Source organism: Clostridium sp. FP1, assembly GCF_011065975.2.
Taxonomy (GTDB): Bacteria; Bacillota; Clostridia; order Clostridiales; family Clostridiaceae; genus Clostridium_AD; species Clostridium_AD tagluense.
Window position 1 is genome coordinate 1,342,789 of the sequence record NZ_JAAMNJ020000001.1, and the last position, 19,437, is coordinate 1,362,225.

19 protein-coding genes are annotated in these 19,437 nt (G+C 30.3%); 15 read left to right on the plus strand and 4 right to left on the minus strand.

Annotated elements, in window-relative coordinates:
• The first annotated feature begins 184 nt into the window (after nucleotides 1–184).
• From G9F70_RS06515 to G9F70_RS06540, 6 genes are all read left to right on the plus strand, one after another.
• A complete protein-coding gene (locus G9F70_RS06515; RefSeq protein WP_164945357.1) occupies nucleotides 185–760 on the plus strand; it encodes a sigma-70 family RNA polymerase sigma factor in 576 nt (191 codons plus the stop codon).
• Nucleotides 750–1,715: a DUF4367 domain-containing protein gene (locus tag G9F70_RS06520; protein ID WP_164945358.1), complete on the plus strand. Its 966-nt coding sequence runs from the start codon at nucleotides 750–752 to the stop codon at nucleotides 1,713–1,715. Before G9F70_RS06515 ends, G9F70_RS06520 begins: the two co-directional genes overlap by 11 nt.
• Nucleotides 1,716–2,034: 319 nt before the next feature.
• Nucleotides 2,035–4,404 (plus strand): glycoside hydrolase family 31 protein, encoded by a 2,370-nt coding sequence (locus G9F70_RS06525; RefSeq protein WP_164945359.1) that lies wholly within the window; start codon nucleotides 2,035–2,037, stop codon nucleotides 4,402–4,404.
• Nucleotides 4,405–5,027: 623 nt separating this feature from the next.
• Nucleotides 5,028–5,801, plus strand: a complete 774-nt coding sequence (locus G9F70_RS06530) for a CsxC family protein (RefSeq protein WP_164945397.1) — start codon at nucleotides 5,028–5,030, stop codon at nucleotides 5,799–5,801.
• Between the two features lie 134 nt (nucleotides 5,802–5,935).
• The gene (locus G9F70_RS06535) at nucleotides 5,936–7,510 is read left to right on the plus strand and encodes a CsxC family protein (protein WP_164945360.1); all 1,575 of its coding nucleotides are present in this window, start codon (nucleotides 5,936–5,938) and stop codon (nucleotides 7,508–7,510) included.
• 140 nt (nucleotides 7,511–7,650) lie between these two features.
• Nucleotides 7,651–8,469 carry a CsxC family protein gene (locus G9F70_RS06540; RefSeq protein ID WP_164945361.1) on the plus strand — a complete coding sequence of 273 codons (819 nt, stop codon included), beginning with the start codon at nucleotides 7,651–7,653 and terminating at the stop codon, nucleotides 8,467–8,469.
• Nucleotides 8,470–8,619: 150 nt separating this feature from the next.
• Here G9F70_RS06540 and G9F70_RS06545 read toward each other — a convergent pair whose 3' ends face one another.
• Nucleotides 8,620–9,207, minus strand: a complete 588-nt coding sequence (locus tag G9F70_RS06545) for a hypothetical protein (RefSeq protein WP_164945362.1) — start codon at nucleotides 9,205–9,207, stop codon at nucleotides 8,620–8,622.
• Between the two features lie 270 nt (nucleotides 9,208–9,477).
• Here G9F70_RS06545 and G9F70_RS06550 point away from each other — a divergent pair, with 270 nt between their 5' ends.
• Together G9F70_RS06550 and clpA are read left to right on the plus strand one after the other, a co-directional pair.
• Nucleotides 9,478–9,795, plus strand: coding sequence for an ATP-dependent Clp protease adaptor ClpS (locus G9F70_RS06550; protein WP_125001954.1), 318 nt, complete (start codon nucleotides 9,478–9,480; stop codon nucleotides 9,793–9,795).
• A 2-nt stretch (nucleotides 9,796–9,797) separates the two neighbouring features.
• Entirely contained in the window at nucleotides 9,798–12,092 is a 2,295-nt protein-coding gene (gene clpA, locus G9F70_RS06555) for an ATP-dependent Clp protease ATP-binding subunit ClpA (RefSeq protein WP_164945363.1), read from the plus strand.
• 36 nt (nucleotides 12,093–12,128) lie between these two features.
• Here the strand turns inward: clpA and G9F70_RS06560 are convergent, their stop codons facing one another.
• The 3 genes from G9F70_RS06560 to G9F70_RS06570 form a co-directional block, all read right to left on the minus strand.
• Nucleotides 12,129–12,893, minus strand: coding sequence for a flagellar motor protein MotB (locus G9F70_RS06560; RefSeq protein WP_164945364.1), 765 nt, complete (start codon nucleotides 12,891–12,893; stop codon nucleotides 12,129–12,131).
• Nucleotides 12,894–12,895: 2 nt separating this feature from the next.
• On the minus strand, nucleotides 12,896–13,681 hold the full coding sequence (locus G9F70_RS06565; RefSeq protein ID WP_164945365.1) for a flagellar motor protein: 786 nt from the start codon (nucleotides 13,679–13,681) through the stop codon (nucleotides 12,896–12,898).
• A gap of 179 nt (nucleotides 13,682–13,860) precedes the next feature.
• Nucleotides 13,861–14,229 carry a VOC family protein gene (locus G9F70_RS06570; protein ID WP_164945366.1) on the minus strand — a complete coding sequence of 123 codons (369 nt, stop codon included), beginning with the start codon at nucleotides 14,227–14,229 and terminating at the stop codon, nucleotides 13,861–13,863.
• A gap of 131 nt (nucleotides 14,230–14,360) precedes the next feature.
• Here G9F70_RS06570 and G9F70_RS06575 point away from each other — a divergent pair, with 131 nt between their 5' ends.
• From G9F70_RS06575 to G9F70_RS06605, 7 genes are all read left to right on the plus strand, one after another.
• Nucleotides 14,361–15,098 (plus strand): MBL fold metallo-hydrolase, encoded by a 738-nt coding sequence (locus tag G9F70_RS06575; protein ID WP_164945367.1) that lies wholly within the window; start codon nucleotides 14,361–14,363, stop codon nucleotides 15,096–15,098.
• A gap of 265 nt (nucleotides 15,099–15,363) precedes the next feature.
• On the plus strand, nucleotides 15,364–16,227 hold the full coding sequence (locus tag G9F70_RS06580) for a YitT family protein (RefSeq protein ID WP_164945368.1): 864 nt from the start codon (nucleotides 15,364–15,366) through the stop codon (nucleotides 16,225–16,227).
• 95 nt (nucleotides 16,228–16,322) lie between these two features.
• Nucleotides 16,323–16,559, plus strand: coding sequence for a hypothetical protein (locus G9F70_RS06585; protein ID WP_164945369.1), 237 nt, complete (start codon nucleotides 16,323–16,325; stop codon nucleotides 16,557–16,559).
• A 244-nt stretch (nucleotides 16,560–16,803) separates the two neighbouring features.
• On the plus strand, nucleotides 16,804–17,559 hold the full coding sequence (locus tag G9F70_RS06590; protein ID WP_164945370.1) for an acyl-CoA dehydratase activase: 756 nt from the start codon (nucleotides 16,804–16,806) through the stop codon (nucleotides 17,557–17,559).
• A gap of 152 nt (nucleotides 17,560–17,711) precedes the next feature.
• Complete coding sequence (locus G9F70_RS06595; protein WP_164945371.1) at nucleotides 17,712–18,050, plus strand: PadR family transcriptional regulator; 339 nt, start codon at nucleotides 17,712–17,714, stop codon at nucleotides 18,048–18,050.
• Nucleotides 18,051–18,061: 11 nt separating this feature from the next.
• Entirely contained in the window at nucleotides 18,062–18,727 is a 666-nt protein-coding gene (locus G9F70_RS06600) for a permease prefix domain 1-containing protein (RefSeq protein ID WP_164945372.1), read from the plus strand.
• A 2-nt stretch (nucleotides 18,728–18,729) separates the two neighbouring features.
• Nucleotides 18,730–19,302 carry a DUF4825 domain-containing protein gene (locus tag G9F70_RS06605; protein ID WP_164945373.1) on the plus strand — a complete coding sequence of 191 codons (573 nt, stop codon included), beginning with the start codon at nucleotides 18,730–18,732 and terminating at the stop codon, nucleotides 19,300–19,302.
• Nucleotides 19,303–19,437 lie beyond the last annotated feature (135 nt).

Consider the following 19,437-nt stretch of genomic DNA (forward strand, 5'->3'; position numbering starts at 1 on the left):
GGTTAAGTAATGCTTTTGAATGTGACTTAGTTTTAAAAATTAAGGACATTTCTTAGTGAGAATAGAAAGTTGTTTTACATATATATTAAAAACATTAAAATATATGTAATGGAATGAAAAATTTTACGTATTAACATATGAGATTACTTGGCCGAGTAAAAAAACAAGAAAAAGGGGGGGGGAGATGAAGCAACTTGCGTTGTGTGATATTTCATATAAAAAAGAAATTACAGAAGAATTATGTAAAGAAGAAGAATTTGCTCATATTTTTGAAAGCTATTACAAAAGAGTTTACAACTATATGTATTATCGTGTTAATAGCATTGAAACATCAGAAGACCTTACAAGTCAGGTTTTTGAAAAAATAATGGTTAAAATAGATATGTATTCTCAAGGTAAATCACCTTTTGAGGTGTGGATGTTTGCTATAGCTAGAAACATAGTAAATGATTATTTTAGAAGTTTAAAAAAACACAAATTATTTTCTCTTGACACAATTAAGGACTTAGTATCAAGAGAAAAAACACCTGAAGACATAATATTATCAGCAGAAAGTAACAGTGAACTTTCAAAGGCTCTAAAGATTTTGAATGACAGGGACCGAAATATTGTTTCACTTAAGTTTGGTGCAAATCTTAAAAATCAGGAGATAGCACAAATATTAGATATTACGGAAAGCAATGTTGGAGTAATACTTTATCGAACAATGAAAAAGTTAAAAAAGAAAATTGAGGAAGAGAGGGAACCATATGAGCAATAAGAGAATTGAAGACAAGTTTTCTAGAGAAATAGATGCTTATTTTAATGGTATAGAGGATAAGAAAAAAATAGAGCCTAGTGAATATAATGAACTTTTACAATTTAGTAAGAATCTATCAAATAAGGATTTTAGCAAAGATAGTAATAAACAAGTAGTATTTAATAAAACTTTAAAAAGTATAAGTGAAAATGAAGGAGAGAATATTATGAAAAAATCTAATAAATTAAAAAAAACTGCTATTGCAGTAGCGGCAATATGTATAGTAAGTGTTTCTTTAATGCAAACATCCTTTGCTCAAGATATAGCGGATAAAATAATAAGAACTATATCTTTAGGACATATAAGTGTTGTTCAAATGGAACCATCTAAAACAAAAGAAGTGAAATTACCAGATGAATTTAAAGGTAAAGTTTTTGATGAACATGGAAAGTCAGTAGAAGTAATTAAAGTAGAAAATGCAAAAGAATTATATACAGCAAAAGGTGAAAAAATTGCTAATATGCAGGATGGTAAAATAATAACTGTGGCTGAATATGAAAAAATTCGCAAAGAGGAAGTTGTTGAAGTAAAAGATTCTACTAAATTAAATGAGTATACTTGCTTTGATGTTAAGATTCCAACCTTTTTGCCAGAAGGATATAAATTTGATAGAGCAGAAGTTTATAAGGAAGAAAATGAAACAAAAGTTAAAAATAGCAAATATATTGATTTGTATTTTACTAAGAAGGAAACTGGGAAGTTTATATTTATGCAACAAAGGTTTCCAGATGAAACCACTAAATGTGCATCTGGATCAGACGGCACCATTGAAGAAATAAAAATTAATGGAGTAAATGCTGTAATAAGTGATGATAGAAACATTGATTGGGAAACTAAAAATGCTGTTTATATGTTATCAGGTAGAGGAGGGATTACAAAGAGTGAACTAATAAAGATTGCAGAATCTATTAAATAATCATTAAGGAATAGAAAAATGCTTTGTTATCAAATAATTATTTGATAACAAAGCATTTTTCTAGTAGTTCATAGTGTTCAAGTTTGATATAAAGCTGTTATTATAAACATTTGTTCTATAAGTATGCACAAATTTAATATATGGAATTTGTGCATACTTATAGAAAATTCAAAAGCCATAGACTTAAAGCACGGAATAAATTATTATATAAGTGATTAAGCATAAGAAAAAATAACAAGTCAAAGATGGATGGATATTTTTTTAAAGATGCCTTAATCTAATAAAATATGATTTTATAGGAAAGAAGGTAAGATGCAAGATGTTTGGAAAAATTAAAAGCTTTGAACGTTTAGGAAATAAAATAAAAATAAGTTTTGAAAAGAGAATAGGAGAAATAGAAGTAATATCTCCCTATATAATAAATGTATTTGCAGCTTTTAAAAGAGAGGAACATTTTTCTCGCGCTATTGAAGGTGAGAAAGCTCAAAGGTGTGATATAAAAGTAACTGGGTATGAGGATAGAATAGAAATTCATACAGAAGCTGTAAAGGTTTTAGTATATGATAATTTTAAAGTGGATTTTTTTGATGTAAACGGTATAGCACTTTGTGAAGATTATAGAGGTATAAGAGAACCCTTCATAAGGCGGGGTAATGGTAGTATTGGTGAGGGAGAAGGACACAAAACAGAAAACAATTACGATTTACATAAAATCGAAGTGATTAAGACTATGAAGGGAAATGAATACTTTTATGGTTTTGGAGATAAAACAGGACCTTTAAATAAAAAAGGCTATCAATATGAAATGTGGAATACTGATGATCCATCACCACATGTAGAAAGTCATAAAGCTCTTTATAAATCTATACCTTTTTTCATTACTCTAAGAGAGAAACAAGCTTTTGGAATATTTTTTGATAATACTTTTAAATCTAACTTTGATATGGGTAAGGAAAATTCTAACTACTATTACTTTGGTGCAAACGATGGCAATTTAGATTATTATTTTATAGCAGGACCAAAGATTACAAATATACTAGATAGATATACATATCTTACAGGTAAGACACCACTGCCACAAAAATGGACATTAGGCTATCAACAGTGCAGATGGAGTTATGCATCAGAAAATAGAGTCATGGAGATTGCTGAAAACTTTAGAAAAAAAGACATACCTTGTGATGTGCTATATCTAGATATTGATTATATGGATGGGTATAGAGTATTTACCTGGGATAAAGAGAAGTTTGAAGATCCTAAATTAATGATAAAAAAACTTAAAGAAATGGGCTTTAAACTTGTTACAATAATTGATCCTGGTGTTAAAAAAGATAAGGGCTACAGTATATACGATCAAGGTATTAAAAATAATTATTTTGCTACAGATAAGGATGGAATTCCATATGTAAATGAAGTATGGCCAGGAGATTCACTATATCCAGACTATTCAAAACCGGAAGCTCGAGCATGGTGGAGTGAAAATCAAAAAATCATGATGGATGCTGGAGTAGAAGGAATATGGAATGACATGAATGAACCTGCTAGCTTTAGAGGACCACTACCAGATGATGTTATGTTTAATAATGATGGTAGACTTAGCGACCATACAGAAATTCATAATGTGTACGGGCACCTTATGTCAATGGCAACATTTGAAGGTATAAAAAAATATACAGGAAAAAGACCTTTTGTTATAACAAGAGCTTGTTATGCAGGTACTCAAAAATATGCTACTGCTTGGACAGGAGATAATCAAAGTTTTTGGGAACACCTTAGAATGTCTCTTCCTATGCTTATGAATCTAGGGATTAGTGGGATTACGTTTTGTGGCACCGATGTAGGTGGCTTTAGTTCTGACTGCAGCGCAGAGCTTTTATCAAGATGGGTACAGGTAGGATGTTTTACCCCATTATTTAGAAATCATTCAGCAATGCATACAAGAGATCAAGAACCTTGGGCTTTTGATAATGTAACTGAGGAGATAAATAGAAAATATATAAAATTAAGATATAAGCTACTTCCATATCTTTATGATTTGATGTGGGTCTCAGAGAAGGTCGGGCTTCCAGTGATGAGGGCTTTAATGTTACATTATCAGCAAGATGAAAAAACCTATGAAATAAATGATGAATTTATGTTTGGTGAGAACATTCTTGTGGCACCGGTTGTGCAGCAGGGTCAAAAGGCAAGAACTGTATATTTACCAAAGGGAACTTGGATAGATTACTGGACAAAAGAAGTTGTAGAAGGAGAAAAATATATACTTCGGGAAACTCCTCTTGATGTATGTCCAATATATATTAAGGCCGGTAGCATAATTCCGAGTTATGAGCCACAAAGTTATGTAGGCCAGGCTCAGAATAAAAAGCTTATACTTGATGTGTATTTAGGTAAAGGGAAATATGTTCATTATGGAGATGATGGTGAAAGTTTTAAATACAAGGATGGAGAATATAATTTATATGAATTTACTATGGAAGCGTCACAGAAAGCGGTAATTATAAATATAGATAATGTTCATAATAATTATAAAACAACTTATGAAAGCTTTACATTTAATATTAACAATTTTATTGCTAGAGAAGTATTAGTAGATGGAAAAGCAATTGATTTTAACATTAACAAGGATGAGTTTGAAAAAACTACATTTGTAGTTTTAGCTAAAAACTCAAAGATACTCATAAGATAATAAGGAACAAACAATAAAAACCCCAAGCTACCTTGGGGTTTTTACTATTTGAAAGAGTTTTTAGAGAATATGATATAGTATAACTGAGTGAATTTAGAAAATGAAGTTTATTTGTTAGGAGAATAAGATAAACTTCACTTAACATTTAATAGTTTCGCCATATTATTTTTATTTAAACATATGTGAAAGAATATTATATAAAAAATTAGAAATTATACTATAATAAATTTATATAAGGTTAGTCTTTTACACAACTTAAAATTTTCCACTAGTAGTTAGCCTAGATGTTAACATAAAAAAACAGGAACATAGGATTAAATCTTATGTTCCTGTTTTTTTATATTTAAGATCATTTAATCATGCAGAATAAATTGAAGAATCTTTATTTTCTAACCCTTTTTTCTGTAACACAATAGCATAAATAGTAATAGTATATACTATAGATTACACCATAAATCCTACATTTTACAGAGTGTATCATGAAATCTTTAGCAGTAAGAATTGAGGTAGAATGTAGTAGATTTAGTGTAATAGATATATAAAATTCACAGATTATATTTTGTTAGATTAAAAGGAGGATAATATTATTTATGAATATTAATTATAAATATAAAGATAGTGAAATGGGACAGTGTAATGATTCTCAAACTGCAGCTTGTTCTGTAGAAAGGCCGGCTTGTGCAACCGTTACTACTCAAGCTGAATCAATAACTGAACAAATGGATGTAACACCCACTGTTATTGCTGCTGGACATGTAGTAGTTAAGATCCCCGTTGTAATAGCAGAGACAAATATAACAATCCCTGTTGAAGCTACTATCACATTAGACCAAAGAGTTATGGAAATTAAACGTATTAAAAAGAATGTATTTTTAACTCAATCTCGTCTTATCCCATTTTCTAATGACAGCCGTAATTGCACTGGAATACTATTTATATCAGGGTTTATTAGAAAGAATATCGAGTATGCAACTCAAACTTGTCCATCAGATACAAATGTAAATGTATGTGGAGATATAAGGCATTGTACAGTTCAAGTTCCCTTTAATTTCACTACTAGAATTACTTTCCTTAGACCACCTATTTTTATTGAAAACACTACTCCAAGTGAACTAGAATTCTTTACAGATAAACTTACAGGCTGCGATGCTTGTGCAGACCCAGTACTTGGACGTAATCCTTGCGATCAAAATTTCTCATTCACAGAATTCTTTAATGAAAAACCTTTTGTTGAATTAGTAAGGGCAGATATTACTGAAATTGATATTCACACAAATCCAACTTCAAACTGTCAAACTCCTACAGAGCAAAAGTTCACAGAACTCACCGAAAAAATAGTAGTGAATTTAACACTAAAGGTTTTACAAAACCAACAAATAAGAATTACAGCAGTTTAATCTTTACTTTAGATATTAATTAATTTATATGCTCTAGACCCAAAGCTTACTAAGAGTGGTTTTGGGTCTGTTTCTTAGGAAGAGTTACATTTAAAGTTTTTTAGACTATAGAATTTTTAATAGGAGGAGAAGTTGTGTTCAGAACAAATAATTCAATGGAATATGATGATATCCGACATAAGAAAAAATGTGATGAAGAACATTATAATGAAAAGCAAGATAAAAGGGATCATAATGATGATGATCGGCATAAAAGAAAACAAGATGAAAAGCAACATAAAAGGGAACATAATGATGAGCGGTGTAAGAGGAAACAAGATAAAAAACAACATAAAAAGGATCATAATGATGAGCGTCATAAAAGAAAACAAGACGAAGAACAACATAAAAAAGGTCATAATGATGATAGGCATAAAAGAAACAATAATGAAGAACATCATAAAAAGGATCATAATAGTGAGCTACATAAAAGAAAACATCACGAAAAACATCATGACGAAGTAGATCAAAAAAAGGAGAATGATAAAAATTATTTTATAGAAAGAGATTTACTTAATTTTTTTAAAACTTTTATTGCAGAAAATAATAACTATGTTCCCCTAGAAAATAATGTAGGAGACAAAAACCTTGATATACTCAAGGAGGATGACATAGAAAAAAGTGTGAAAGATGAAAACTGTAATTTACCCAAGGAGGATGACATAGAAAATGATGTAGAAGATGAGAACTGTAATTTATCCAAGGAGGATGACTTAGAGAATAATGTAGAAGACAAAAACCTTGATTTATCCAAGGCGGACTTAGAAAACAATGTAGAAGATGAAAACTGCAACTTATCCAAGGAGGATAGCTTAGAAAATAAGAATTATACTTGTTTTGAAGATTTATATAATGAAGACTTGCTAGAAGAAAATCACAATACCATTCCAATAGAAGAGTTTTCTAAAGATACGCTTAATAATCAAGTGGACGAGGTTAAAATTGTGAATTTTAAAACAATGGTTACTTCTGAAATTCTACCTCTTTGTGAGAATATTATTCATACTTCAGAAGTGGCTGTAGAGCCTGTAACAGTAAAAATTCCAGTAGTGTTAACAGAATGTACTCTAACTATTACTGTTGAGTCTTCACTTAAGCTAGAGGATGTTGTATTAGAAATTAAACACATTAGAAAAAATGTATATTTAAATCAGTGCGAACTTATCCCGAGCTCTGAAGATGGCAAACCCAATACCGGGATACTATTTGTAGATGGCTTTATTAGGAAGAATATAGAATACACCACTAAAGACCATAATGATAATGGAGTATCATGTGGAAAGGTTAAACATGCTACAGTTAAAGTCCCTTTTAAATGCACTACCAGAGTAACATTTAAGACTTACCCTAAGTTTAAACCAAATAATTATCAAGATGAAGTAAAAACACTACAAACTAGCATTAAAGTTTTCCATCCCTGTGAAGAAGACATAATTGGAGGAGATACCCGAGAACAAAGTTTTAAAATAATCGAATACTTTAATGAAAAAGTATCCTGTGAATTGATTAGTGCTGAAATTATTGAATCTGATATTCTTGAAAATCCAATAAATAAAGAGTATAAAATACCATTAGAACAAGGATTCCACAACATCACTGAAAAGGTAGTGTTATCACTAACAATAAAATTATTACAAAATCAACATGTAGATATTTCAAACAAAAATTAGTAGTTTTGTAACGTAAAAACATAAATTGTAATAGTATATAATATAAAGATTACACTATAAATCTTATATTTTACCGAGCAGTTCACTAACTCTTGAACAATAAGTATACTTTCGTTAATTCAAAAGGAGGATAATTTATTATGGATATTGATTCTAAATCAAATCAAGAAAATCAAATAAACACGGGTAATGATTCGTACATTGCAGATATTGCAGATTGTTGTTTAAAAAATAATCATTGTGCAACAGTTACTACTCAAGCTGAAACAATAACTGAAGAAATTGATGTAATTCCTACTGTTATTTGTGCTGGGAATGCAGTAGTTAAGCTCCCCGTTGTGCTAGCAGAGACAAAAATAATAATTCCTGTCGAAGCTACTATCACATTTGACCAAGTAGTTATGGAAATTAAACGTACTAAAAAGAATGTATTTTTAACTCAATCTCGCTTAATTCCATTTTCTCAAGACAGCCGTACTGGCACTGGGATATTATTTATAGCAGGTTTTGTTAGAAAGAATATTGAGTATGCAACTCAAACTTGTCCATCAGGTACAAGTATAAATGTATGTGGAGATATAAGGCACTGTACAGTACAAGTTCCTTTTAACTTTACTACTAGAGTTACTTTCCTTAGGCCACCTGTTTTTAATGAAAACACCACTCCAAGTGAAATAGAATTTTTTACAGATAAACTTGAAGGCTGCGATAATTGTACAGATTCTGTACTTGGACGTAATCCTTGCGATCAGAGCTTCTTTATCACAGAATTCTATAATGAAAAACCCTATGTTGAATTAGTAAGGGCAGATGTTACTGAAGTTGATATTCACACAAATCCAATTTCAAGTTGTGAAACTTCTACGGAGCAAAGGGTTACACAACTCACTGAAAAAGTAGTGATAAATTTAACACTAAAAGTATTACAAAATCAGCAGGTAAGGGTTACGGCAGTCTAGTACATGTCTACAATAACTGCATGAGATTGTTAGAATACAAAAAACAGTAAACATAAGAGTAAATCTTATGTTCCTGTTTTTTAATACATAATTCTTTCTGTATTAAATGCATACACCTTGTTTTGTGAGATGGTAATAAGAGATTTATTGCTAATACATAGGGAGTACCTTACTACTAGTTAAATATATGTGATTTTTTATGTTTTTTATATCTAATGTAGCATTTTTAAATTTAAATGTAGATTCAATAGGAATGTCTATATTTATTTTTGATATTATGATGGGGACTGCTGATATGAAGTTTTCATTATGATTAGTATTTATATTTTCAGTAATTTCATAAATATCATTGCCAGGAGTATTAGTATCAGTATTAGTATCAGTATTAGTATCAGTATTAGTATTAGTATTAGTATTAGCATTATTATTATTATTATTATTATTATTATTATTATTATTATTATTGGTATTAATTTTAATTTTATCTTTTATACATTTTGTATCATCTTCTATATTTTTTTCTTGTATAGGAAATATACGGTCTAGATCCATTATATCTTTTGCATCCCTTTTGACACTTGAATTATTTAGGTTTATATTGTTTTTAAGCTTAATATTTGGTGAGTTTTTTTTAGAGATTTTATTAATATTTTCATTATAATATGTTTGCTGCAGAATACTGATAATAATAATTAGTTTTAACATATTTAATTTATCACAGTTATTGTATTGTATCATAGAAAAATACTCCTTTCTTATAGAAATTAGGCACCTGAAATTCTTCCTTTTATTGAGGCATAAATACTTACTTTATAATATGTGGAAAATAAAAAAAGAGTTACTTTTAATATGGATATATTTTAAACTCCAAAAATAAAAGATAAAAGTATAGAACAGTTGAAATAATATAGGTAAATGAAGTAATATATAAACAAGTAGGATATAATAGTCTTGTGGTAAAGTACAGAAAATAAAATAAACTTTATTAAAACAGTGGAGTTGGTAATTATGTCGCAGCAAAATATTTTTGATGAAAAAGTTAATATTAAAGAGAAAGTAGAAATTGATATTAGGAAACCTAATAAGTACAACGTAATCATTCATAATGATGATTATACAAGCATGGAGTTTGTTGTGCAGGTTTTAGTTGGAGTTTTTAAAAAACAGGTTGTGGAAGCCACAAAAATTATGTTTGATGTCCATAAAAAGGGTAGAGGCATTGCAGGAATATATAGCTATGATGTAGGTGTAACAAAAATCATCCAAGCTATGGAGATGTGTGAAGAAAGTGGGTTTCCATTAAAATTAACCCTAGAAGAGGAGTAATTATGCAATTAGATAATATAGTAAATGAGATTATTACTGCGGCTTATAATGAAGCGCAGATGTCCAATCATGAATATTTCACACCAGAACATATTCTTTATGCCTCTTTATTTTTTGAAGAGGGAATTGATATAGTAGAGAATAGTGGTGGTAACGTTAAGAGACTAAAAAAACAGATTATTAAATTTTTAAAGGAAAATATAGATGTTGTAGAAGACGCGGAGCCAATACAAACCATTGGAATCCAGACAATTTTATCAACAGCTGAAGATCACGTTATGCTTTCTGGAAAAGAGCTGGTTAAGATTGGTGATGTGATTGTAGCCATGTATGATGACGAGGAAAGCTTTGCTTCATATTTTTTGAGAAAACAGCAAATGAAAAGAAGGGATCTTCTCAATTACATAGCTCATGGTATTTCTGTAGTAGATACTTTTGATTTTGCAGGGACAACAAATCATGAGCAAGAAGAAGCAGTTGAATTTGAGGAAGGTGAAGAAGAGACAGAACACACATACGACGAGGAAATAAATCCCAACGAAAAAGAAAACTTTTTAAGTGATTTTACTGTAGAGTTAACGCAGAAAGCGAGCAGAGGGGAAATGGATCCTCTTATTGGGAGGCAAGATATTCTGCAAAGAACACTACAAGTATTATGTAGAAGACTTAAAAATAATCCAGTGCATGTAGGAGAACCGGGGGTAGGTAAAACTGCTATCACGGAGGGTCTTGCGCAATTAATTGTAGAAAACAAAGTCCCTAAGATATTACAAGGGAGTAAGATATATTATTTGGACATGGGTTCTCTCCTTGCAGGTACAAAGTATAGAGGAGATTTTGAAGAACGTATAAAAAGAGTATTAAGGGAAATTAGTAAAGAAGAAAAGCCTATAGTGTATATTGATGAGATACATACCATAGTTGGAGCTGGGGCAGTTTCTGGAGGCGCTATGGATGCTTCTAATATTTTAAAACCCTTTCTTGCAGATGGAAAGGTAAGGTTCATTGGATCAACTACTTATGATGAATATAAAAAGCATTTTGAAAAAGATAGTGCACTAGCTAGGAGATTCCAAAAGATTGAAGTGCCAGAGCCATCTACTGAAGATACCTTTAATATTCTTATGGGACTTAAAGATAGATACGAAGATTACCATAAGGTTACGTACAAGGAAGAAGCTTTAAAAACCGCAGCAGAACTATCTAACAAGTATATTAATGAAAGATATCTTCCGGATAAAGCTATAGATATTATGGATGAAGCAGGTGCTTATGCTAGGCTCAATTCTGAGGATAGTGAAGAAAACATTATTATAACCGTAAGTGCAGTGGAAAAAATAGTAGCTTCTATTGCAAAAATTCCAGAGCAAAGTGTATCAAACAATGAAACTTTAACACTAAAAAATCTAGACCAAAGTTTAAACAAACAAGTTTTTGGTCAAAGTGCCGCTATAGACACTCTAGTAAGAGCTATAAAGAGATCTAGGGCAGGATTTAATGATGAAGAAAAACCAATAGCATCTCTTCTTTTTGTGGGGCCTACAGGAGTAGGAAAAACAGAAGTAAGTAAGCAATTATCAAAGAGCCTCGCTATTCCACTTATTAGATTTGATATGAGTGAATACCAAGAGAAGCATACTGTGGCTAGACTTATTGGCGCACCACCAGGATATGTAGGTTATGAAGAGGGTGGACTATTAATCGAAGCCATTAAAAAAACACCTCATTGTGTACTACTGCTTGATGAAATTGAAAAAGCTCACCCAGATGTATATAATGTGTTACTTCAGGTTATGGATTATGCAACTTTGACTGATAATGCTGGTAAAAAGGCAGATTTCAGAAATGTTATTTTGATAATGACATCTAACGCAGGAGCCAGAGAAGCTAGTAAAAATATAATTGGATTTGGAGATAGAATAGAATCAGGAGAAGCAGTCACTAAAGAAGTAGAACGAGTATTTTCTCCAGAATTTAGAAATAGATTGGATAATATAATTGTATTTAATAAAATTGACGAAGCTATGGCTCTTCAAATAGCTAAAAAAGCTATGAAACAGTTCGAGGAAAAGCTTTTAACTAAAAATATAAAATTAGTGGTAACAGATAATTTATATGCTTGGTTAAGTAAAAAAGGCTATTCAGAGGCATATGGTGCTAGAGAAATCAATAGAGTAGTTCAACAGGAGATAAAGACCTATTTTGTTGATGAAGTGCTGTTTGGTGATCTTTGCACAGGCGGTAGCGCAATAGTTGATATTGTGGATGGTAAACTTAAAATTATTAAAGAAAAATAAAAAAAAGATGTTGCTAATAAAAATAGCAGCATCTTTTTATTTGGTTTTTTCTGCTTTTGAAAATTTACTACTTAATATAATAATATCTACGGTTCTATTCTTGGATTTTCCTATTTCAGTAGTGTTATTTGCCACAGGTCTATTTTCTCCATAGGCTACTGCGGATATCCTTTTAGGATAAATTCCTGATTTTGAGATAAGAAGTTCTGTAACATTTGTTGCCCTAATGGCAGAAAGTTGCCAGTTTGAGCTAAACTCGTTATTGCTAATTGGTGTACTATCTGTGTGTCCTTCAATTCTTACATAGTTATCAACCTTATTTAGTATTTTACCTATACTAATTAACTGTTTTATTGATTCAGCCTTAACCTCTGCTTTACCAACATCAAAGAGTAGTGTACTATTGAGACTTACTTGAAGCCCTCTTTCATCAATTTTAGTGGATACGTTAGAACTTAATCCATTTTCTTTTAAGTACTTGTCCACATTTTTTTTAATATCTTTCATTTTACTTTCTTCTAATGCTTTACCTCCATCAGAGGAGTTGCTTTCTACAGAGGGTGTTTCAACTACCTTAGTACTTGAATCTGTTATACTTATAGCTGAGTCATTTCCAACAATACTTTTACCACCACCTTCAAAAGCCACGTTAAGTGACTGTGATAGCTGTTTATATTTTGTAGCACTTACAGTGCTTGATGCATACATAATAACAAAAAATATCATAAGCAAAGTTATTAAGTCTGAATAAGTTAAAAGCCATCGCTCATGATTGGGTTCTTTTTCTTCTCTCTTTTTCATTATTATGCTCCCTCATTATCCATTTCATTAAACTTCTGTATTTGTTTCTTATCAAGGAAACCTTTTAACTTTTCTGCTAAGATATTAGGATTTGCACCTTCTTGCATAAGAAGAACAGCTTCTATTATTAGTGACTTCTCTTTAATCTCTTCATTATTTAAATCCTTTAATCTTGAAGAAATAGGAAGAAATAGTAAGTTTGCAGACCCAACGCCATATAGAGTAGCTATAAATGCAACTGCAATTTTCTCTCCTAAAACAGCTGGGTCAGAAAGGTTACTTAAAACTTGCACCAGACCCATAACCGTACCTATAACACCCATGGTAGGTGCAAGTCCACCCGCTGCTTCAAAGATACCAGCATTCTCTTTATGTCTTTCATAGGTTGATTCAAGTTCAAACTCTAAAATGGTTTTTACCATTTGAGGGTCTACGCCATCCACCACTAGTTGTAAACCTTTTTTAATAAAAGGGTCTAATGCATCAGTTATTTCGGCTTCAATGCTAAGTAAACCATCTTTTCTAGTTTTAAAGGATAAGTTTTTAAAATAACTCACAATTTCCACTAGATCCTTATCTTTTGCTGTAAATATAAGCTTAAGCATTGCTGGGATATTCTTTAATTTTTTAGGCGAAGATCCGAGCCCTACGGATCCAATTGTACCTCCAAACACAATCATAGCAGCAGTTTTAGCTACAAGCATAACAGGACTTCCACCTTCTAAAATGAATGCAGCTACCAGTGAACCAAAACTTACTAATATAAATATAATTGGGAAAATATTCATAAATTCCTCCTATTCTTGAAGTTACATAACTTTTAATTTAATGTAACAACATGTAAAATAATATAATATTATTAACAAATAAAATAATACCATAGAATAATCTTCGAAGAAACTTATTTTTTATTTAGTCTTTAAAGATAAATATTTATTAAAATTTCATTATGACTATCTTCTTATGTCTATTTTCTTGGAATAATCTCTATCCAGTAGCCATCAGGATCCATAATAAAATATATTCCCATAGGCTTATTTTCAAAACAGATGCATCTCATTTTTTTATGGTGCAAATAGGCGCCCTCAAAATCATCTGTAACTACAGCAAGATGAAATTCATTTTCGCCTAGATTGTAGCCTTCAGTTCTATCTTTAAGGCAAGTGAGTTCTAACTTATGATCAGTAGTTTCATCACCTAAAAATATAAGAGTAAAACTATCATCGGTGGCATTAAATCTCCTAGTTTCTACAAAGCCAAGTGCCTCTTTATAAAATTTAACGCTTTTTTCTAAATCCAATACATTTATATTATTATGGTCAAAAGAAAACTTCATTTAACATAACCACCTTTTCTGAAAAATTTAATATATCACATATACTATATCATCATTATATATTTGTGATAAAATAAGGGCAATAGATTTATTATTTATAAAAAATATTTTAAATATAAGGAGATGTAACTATGGAAAAAATAAAAGCGAAAATATACTATATTTATCATAGCGGTTTTGCAATTAAAACTAAAAACCATTTTTTAATATTTGATTATTATAAAGAGCCTATAGAAAATGATGTCACTCATAAACCATTACTCCTATTGTCCCCTGAAAATATTAAACAAATGAAAAATATGGTTGTGTTTGCTTCTCATAGTCATGAAGATCATTTTAATTCTAGTATTTTGGAATGGGAGAATTATAACAGTAATATAAAATATATATTTAGTAGTGACATAACAATAAATAAAAATAAGCCTAGTTATAACTTTATAGAAGAAGGTGAAGAAAGAACATTTGACGACCTTTATGTAAAAGCTTATGGCTCAACAGATATTGGTATATCTTTCCTCATAAAAGTGGATGGATTAACTATTTTTCATGCTGGAGATCTTAACTTATGGCGCTGGAAAGAGGATAGTTTAGAGGAGCAGTCCCTAGCGGAGTCTTCATTTAAAGCTCACATAGACAAATTAAGCGAAGAAAAATTAATTGATATAGCTTTTTTTCCTGTAGATCCAAGACTCCAAGAATCTTATTATATAGGTGGAGAATATTTTGCGAAAAAAATTCAACCTAAATTACTTATACCTATGCATTTCGGAGAGGAAGTAAATATTACTAGTAAATTTGCAGATAAAATGAGAAAACAAAACATAAATGCAGTCCAAATAGATTATTCAGGGCAAGAAATAATATATTAAAAAAAAATTTCAATATATTTGAATAAATATATTGATTTATGTTAATGATTTAAGTAAACCAAATAAAAAAGCACTTGATGCAGTATTTTTTTTAGTCCCCCTAAATTAATATTGCATGAGGTGCTTTTTATTTGGGAATAGCTAATACTAAATTTATAAGACACTAAAAACTAGTAAGTAAGAGTAGTTTTTTTATTTACATAATTTAATAACTGTGATAACTTTATGGAGGATAAAATAGAAAGTAGAAAGTGAGATAAAGCAAATGAGAAGCGAGACTAAAAATGAGAATGTTTTAAGCTATTTTTATATTATTATTGGAGCTACAATACTCGCAGCAGGGATAAATATGTTTTTGGCAAAAATAAAATTAGTAACAGGCGGAGTAGCAGGCCTTGCAATTATTATCCAATATGTTACAGAAAAACATTATGGAAATGGAGTGCCTTTATGGCTTACTAATATTGTTGTAAATATACCATTGTTTGTCTTAGCTATAAAACTTAAGGGCAGAAAATTTGTAGGCAAATCTATGTTTGCTGCAGCCTATCTATCTTTTGCATTGTTTTATACAAGTTTTATACCATCACCAAAGGTGGATTTCTTGCTTGCAAGTGTATTTGGTGGGGTATTAGTTGGTACAGGCTTAGGATTAGTATTAAGAGCTTCTGCTAGCACTGGTGGTACTGATTTAGCTGCAAACATAATAAAGGTTTATTTGAAGAATGTGCCAATAGCTAAAATTATACTAACACTAGATTCAACTATAATACTAATAGGTGCATTTGTATTTGGAGCTGAAAAGGCTATGTATGCGCTAATATCTGTATATATAGTTGCTAAGGTTGTAGATAGTATACTTGAGGGAATAAATTTTTCAAAAGCGGTATTTATTATTTCAGATAATTCTAAGGAAATAGCAGAAATATTAATGAAAGATTTAAAGAGAGGTGTTACAGGGATAAATGGTACGGGAATGTATACAAACGGAGAAAAACAAGTGCTATTTGTAGTGGTTGGCAAACATGAAATAGTGCCTCTTCAAAAGATGGTTAAAGAAATAGACAAAAGCGCATTTATTACTATTGCGGATGTTAGAGAGGTATTAGGAGAAGGATTTACAGAATAAAAGGGTAATATGGTAAACAAAATTAGGCAACATTTTCAAAGTATATTTGGAACTCTTCCTGTGCAAACTATATTTAGAAAGGAAGTGAGTATACTATGAGTGATAGATTAAATAACAAGCCTGTTACCTTTGATCACCCTGAAAAACTTACACAAGGAGTATCTTTAGAAAAAGGTGATGTTATGGCAAAAACTTTTATTAATGAAGAAGATGGATGTGTAAAATGTAACATCATTCTTGAAAATAAGGCCACTGGAGAAGTAGCTAAGAGAGATGAAGTTATAGGTCAGATAGTTGAAGATGAAGATGATGATGAAGACGAAGAATTTTAGATAATATATTTGTTAGTAATGAATTGTAATGTAGTTGATTAAGGACAACTGTTAGATTATTAACAGTTGTTCTTAAATTTAAAAAAAATAAAGAACTTTATTATATATATTTTTTTTGCTATTAAACAAGAAAATAATTTGAGAACTTCAGTACAAATGTATTATAATTATAAATATAGTTAAGTTTTTATTTGTTATAGTAGGAAATGTCGTTAAAATACATTTGGAATAAGGAGAGGTCATTATGTTTTACATAGGAATAGATATAGGTTCAACAGCAGCTAAAGTAGCAATATTTAAGGAAGACAAGCTAGAAAAATACTTTGTAATGCCAACGGGGTGGAGTAGTATTGAAACTGCTAACACTATAAAAGAAAAACTAGAATTATTGGGAATAAATAAAGAAAATTCAAAGTCTATAGCAACGGGTTATGGAAGAGTATCTGTGCATTATGCAGACAAAACTATAACAGAGATAACTTGTCATGGTAAGGGGGCAGCGTATTTATTGTGTTCTGACTGCACAGTAATCGACATAGGTGGACAAGATACAAAGGTTATTACTGTAGAGGATGGTATGATAACAAACTTTATTATGAATGATAAATGCTCTGCAGGAACTGGTAGGTTTCTAGAGATTATGGCTAATGCTCTAGGCATGGATATAGATTCACTTTGCGATTTAGCAGCACAAGGAAGTGGAATTACCATAAGCTCAATGTGCACTGTTTTTGCTGAGTCTGAAGTTATTAGTCTTATAGGTAGAGGAGAAAAAAAAGAGGATATAGCCTATGCTATTGTAGACTCAATAGTTAGTAAAGTTAGTTCCTTGTGTGGGAAACATTCTGAAGGGTTCAATTATTTCCTTACAGGAGGTTTATCAGGGAATGCATATATTTTAAGTAGTCTATCAGAAAAACTAGGGAAAGAAGTTAGTACAAATGAATTAGGAAGATATGCAGGTGCTATAGGGGCAGGGTTAATGGCCAGCATGTTATAGTAGTTTAAAATAAAAAATTTTAAAAAAACACTTAGTTCATGATATAACACGAACTATGTGTTTTTTTTTGCGCTTTTTTAAGTGGTATTTCACACATATTACATTGACACACATAGTAATATGCGATATCCTATTATTAGGAGGTGAGGTTATTGACTTTAAACAATGTTAGTAGCGACCTTATAAGAGGTAATATTGATACTATTATACTTTGTGTTTTATGGCAAAAGGATAATTATGGTTATGAAATTATCAAAGCTATAAAAGAAAATAGTAACGATGAATATGAGTTAAAAGAACCTACGCTCTATTCAAGCTTAAAAAGATTAGAAGGACAAAAGATGGTGGAATCTTATTGGGGGAATGAGAGTCAGGGCGGCAGAAGAAAATATTACAGGATTACTGATGAAGGCTTACGAATGTATAAAAGAAATTATGAAGCGTGGAAAGTTGCTCGTCAGGTTATTGATAAATTAATTGAAATCAGATAGGGGGAGTGTTTATGAGAGATATTAAAAAATATGTTGACGGACTATTTGTAAAGTATAAAATGACAAAAGAAACAGAAGAGCTACGCGAAGAAATTTCTAGTAATCTTGAAGCAAGAATTAAAGATAATATGGATAATGGATTAGATTATAGTCAGGCATATGATGAAGCCATAAAAAACATTGATAGTATTGATATGTTTATTGATGGTAATAAAAAAATATATATTAATGGATTCAAGAAAGAGTTGGCTCAAATAGCTGTACTATATATTTTAATTGGATGGATAATAACAATTCCGCTTAGATTAAATTTTACTATTGTAATTAGTGAAATATTTGTTGTGGCTTTAGTTGGTGTAGGATATATATATTTATCTATGTCTTATAAAAACTATGATGGATATTTAACTGAAACTTCAGTAATTAATATAAACAAAATATATAATTTGAAAAAGTATACTTGGATCATTTGGTGGATATATATTATTTCAAATACAATATATAATATTGGTATACATTTTGCGAGCAATATGTGGTTCTCACGTCCGATTCATATTGATGGACCATTTCAATTTGCAAGGCTTATAGTTTCATTTACCTTGCCTTTATTTTCAATAGTAGTGCCTTTAATTGTGAGTAGGGCACACAAATTACTAAATGAATATGAGGTGAATTAGCTATGGAAAAACGTAGAATTATAATAATCATTTTGCTTGTAATTGGTGTGTTAGGATTTACAGTTATGGATTTTATCATTAGGCCAAGGCAAGAAAAACAAGAAATCAAATATAAATTAGAGCAGAGAGATGCAATAACTCATGATTTTAAAAATGTGCTCCAATATAAAAATAAATACATGGGAAACATGGGCAATATTTGTAATCTTAATTACGAACTTCCATTGTGTAATATTAATAGAACAAATGAACTTAATTCAGATGAACGATTAGAATATATCATAAATTATAAACAAACAGTTTTGGGTATTGGTAAAGATAAAATAAAGGCTGATCTTATTTATAATGCTGTTGCAAATTTTGCTTTGATAGATAATTTAAAAGCAATTACTTTTAACTTTATGGGCTCCTCATATAAAATAACACGAAGCCATGTTCAAAATTGGTATGGCATAGAATTAAATTCACTTACAGATGAAACAAAATGGAAAAATGAAGTACAAGGAAAATTATCAGATAAAAAGTATGTGAATGAATTCTGGAAGGTGAATTTTAAAGAAAATATAAATAAGTAGGTAGTCATGTGAAAATAAATAACAAGTCAAAGACGCGCAGACTTGTTATTTATTTAAATGTGCCTTATGTCTTTTTATATAAAGGCATAAGAAAAAAATTGACTAAAAACTCTTTGTTGTCGATTAAATAGTCTA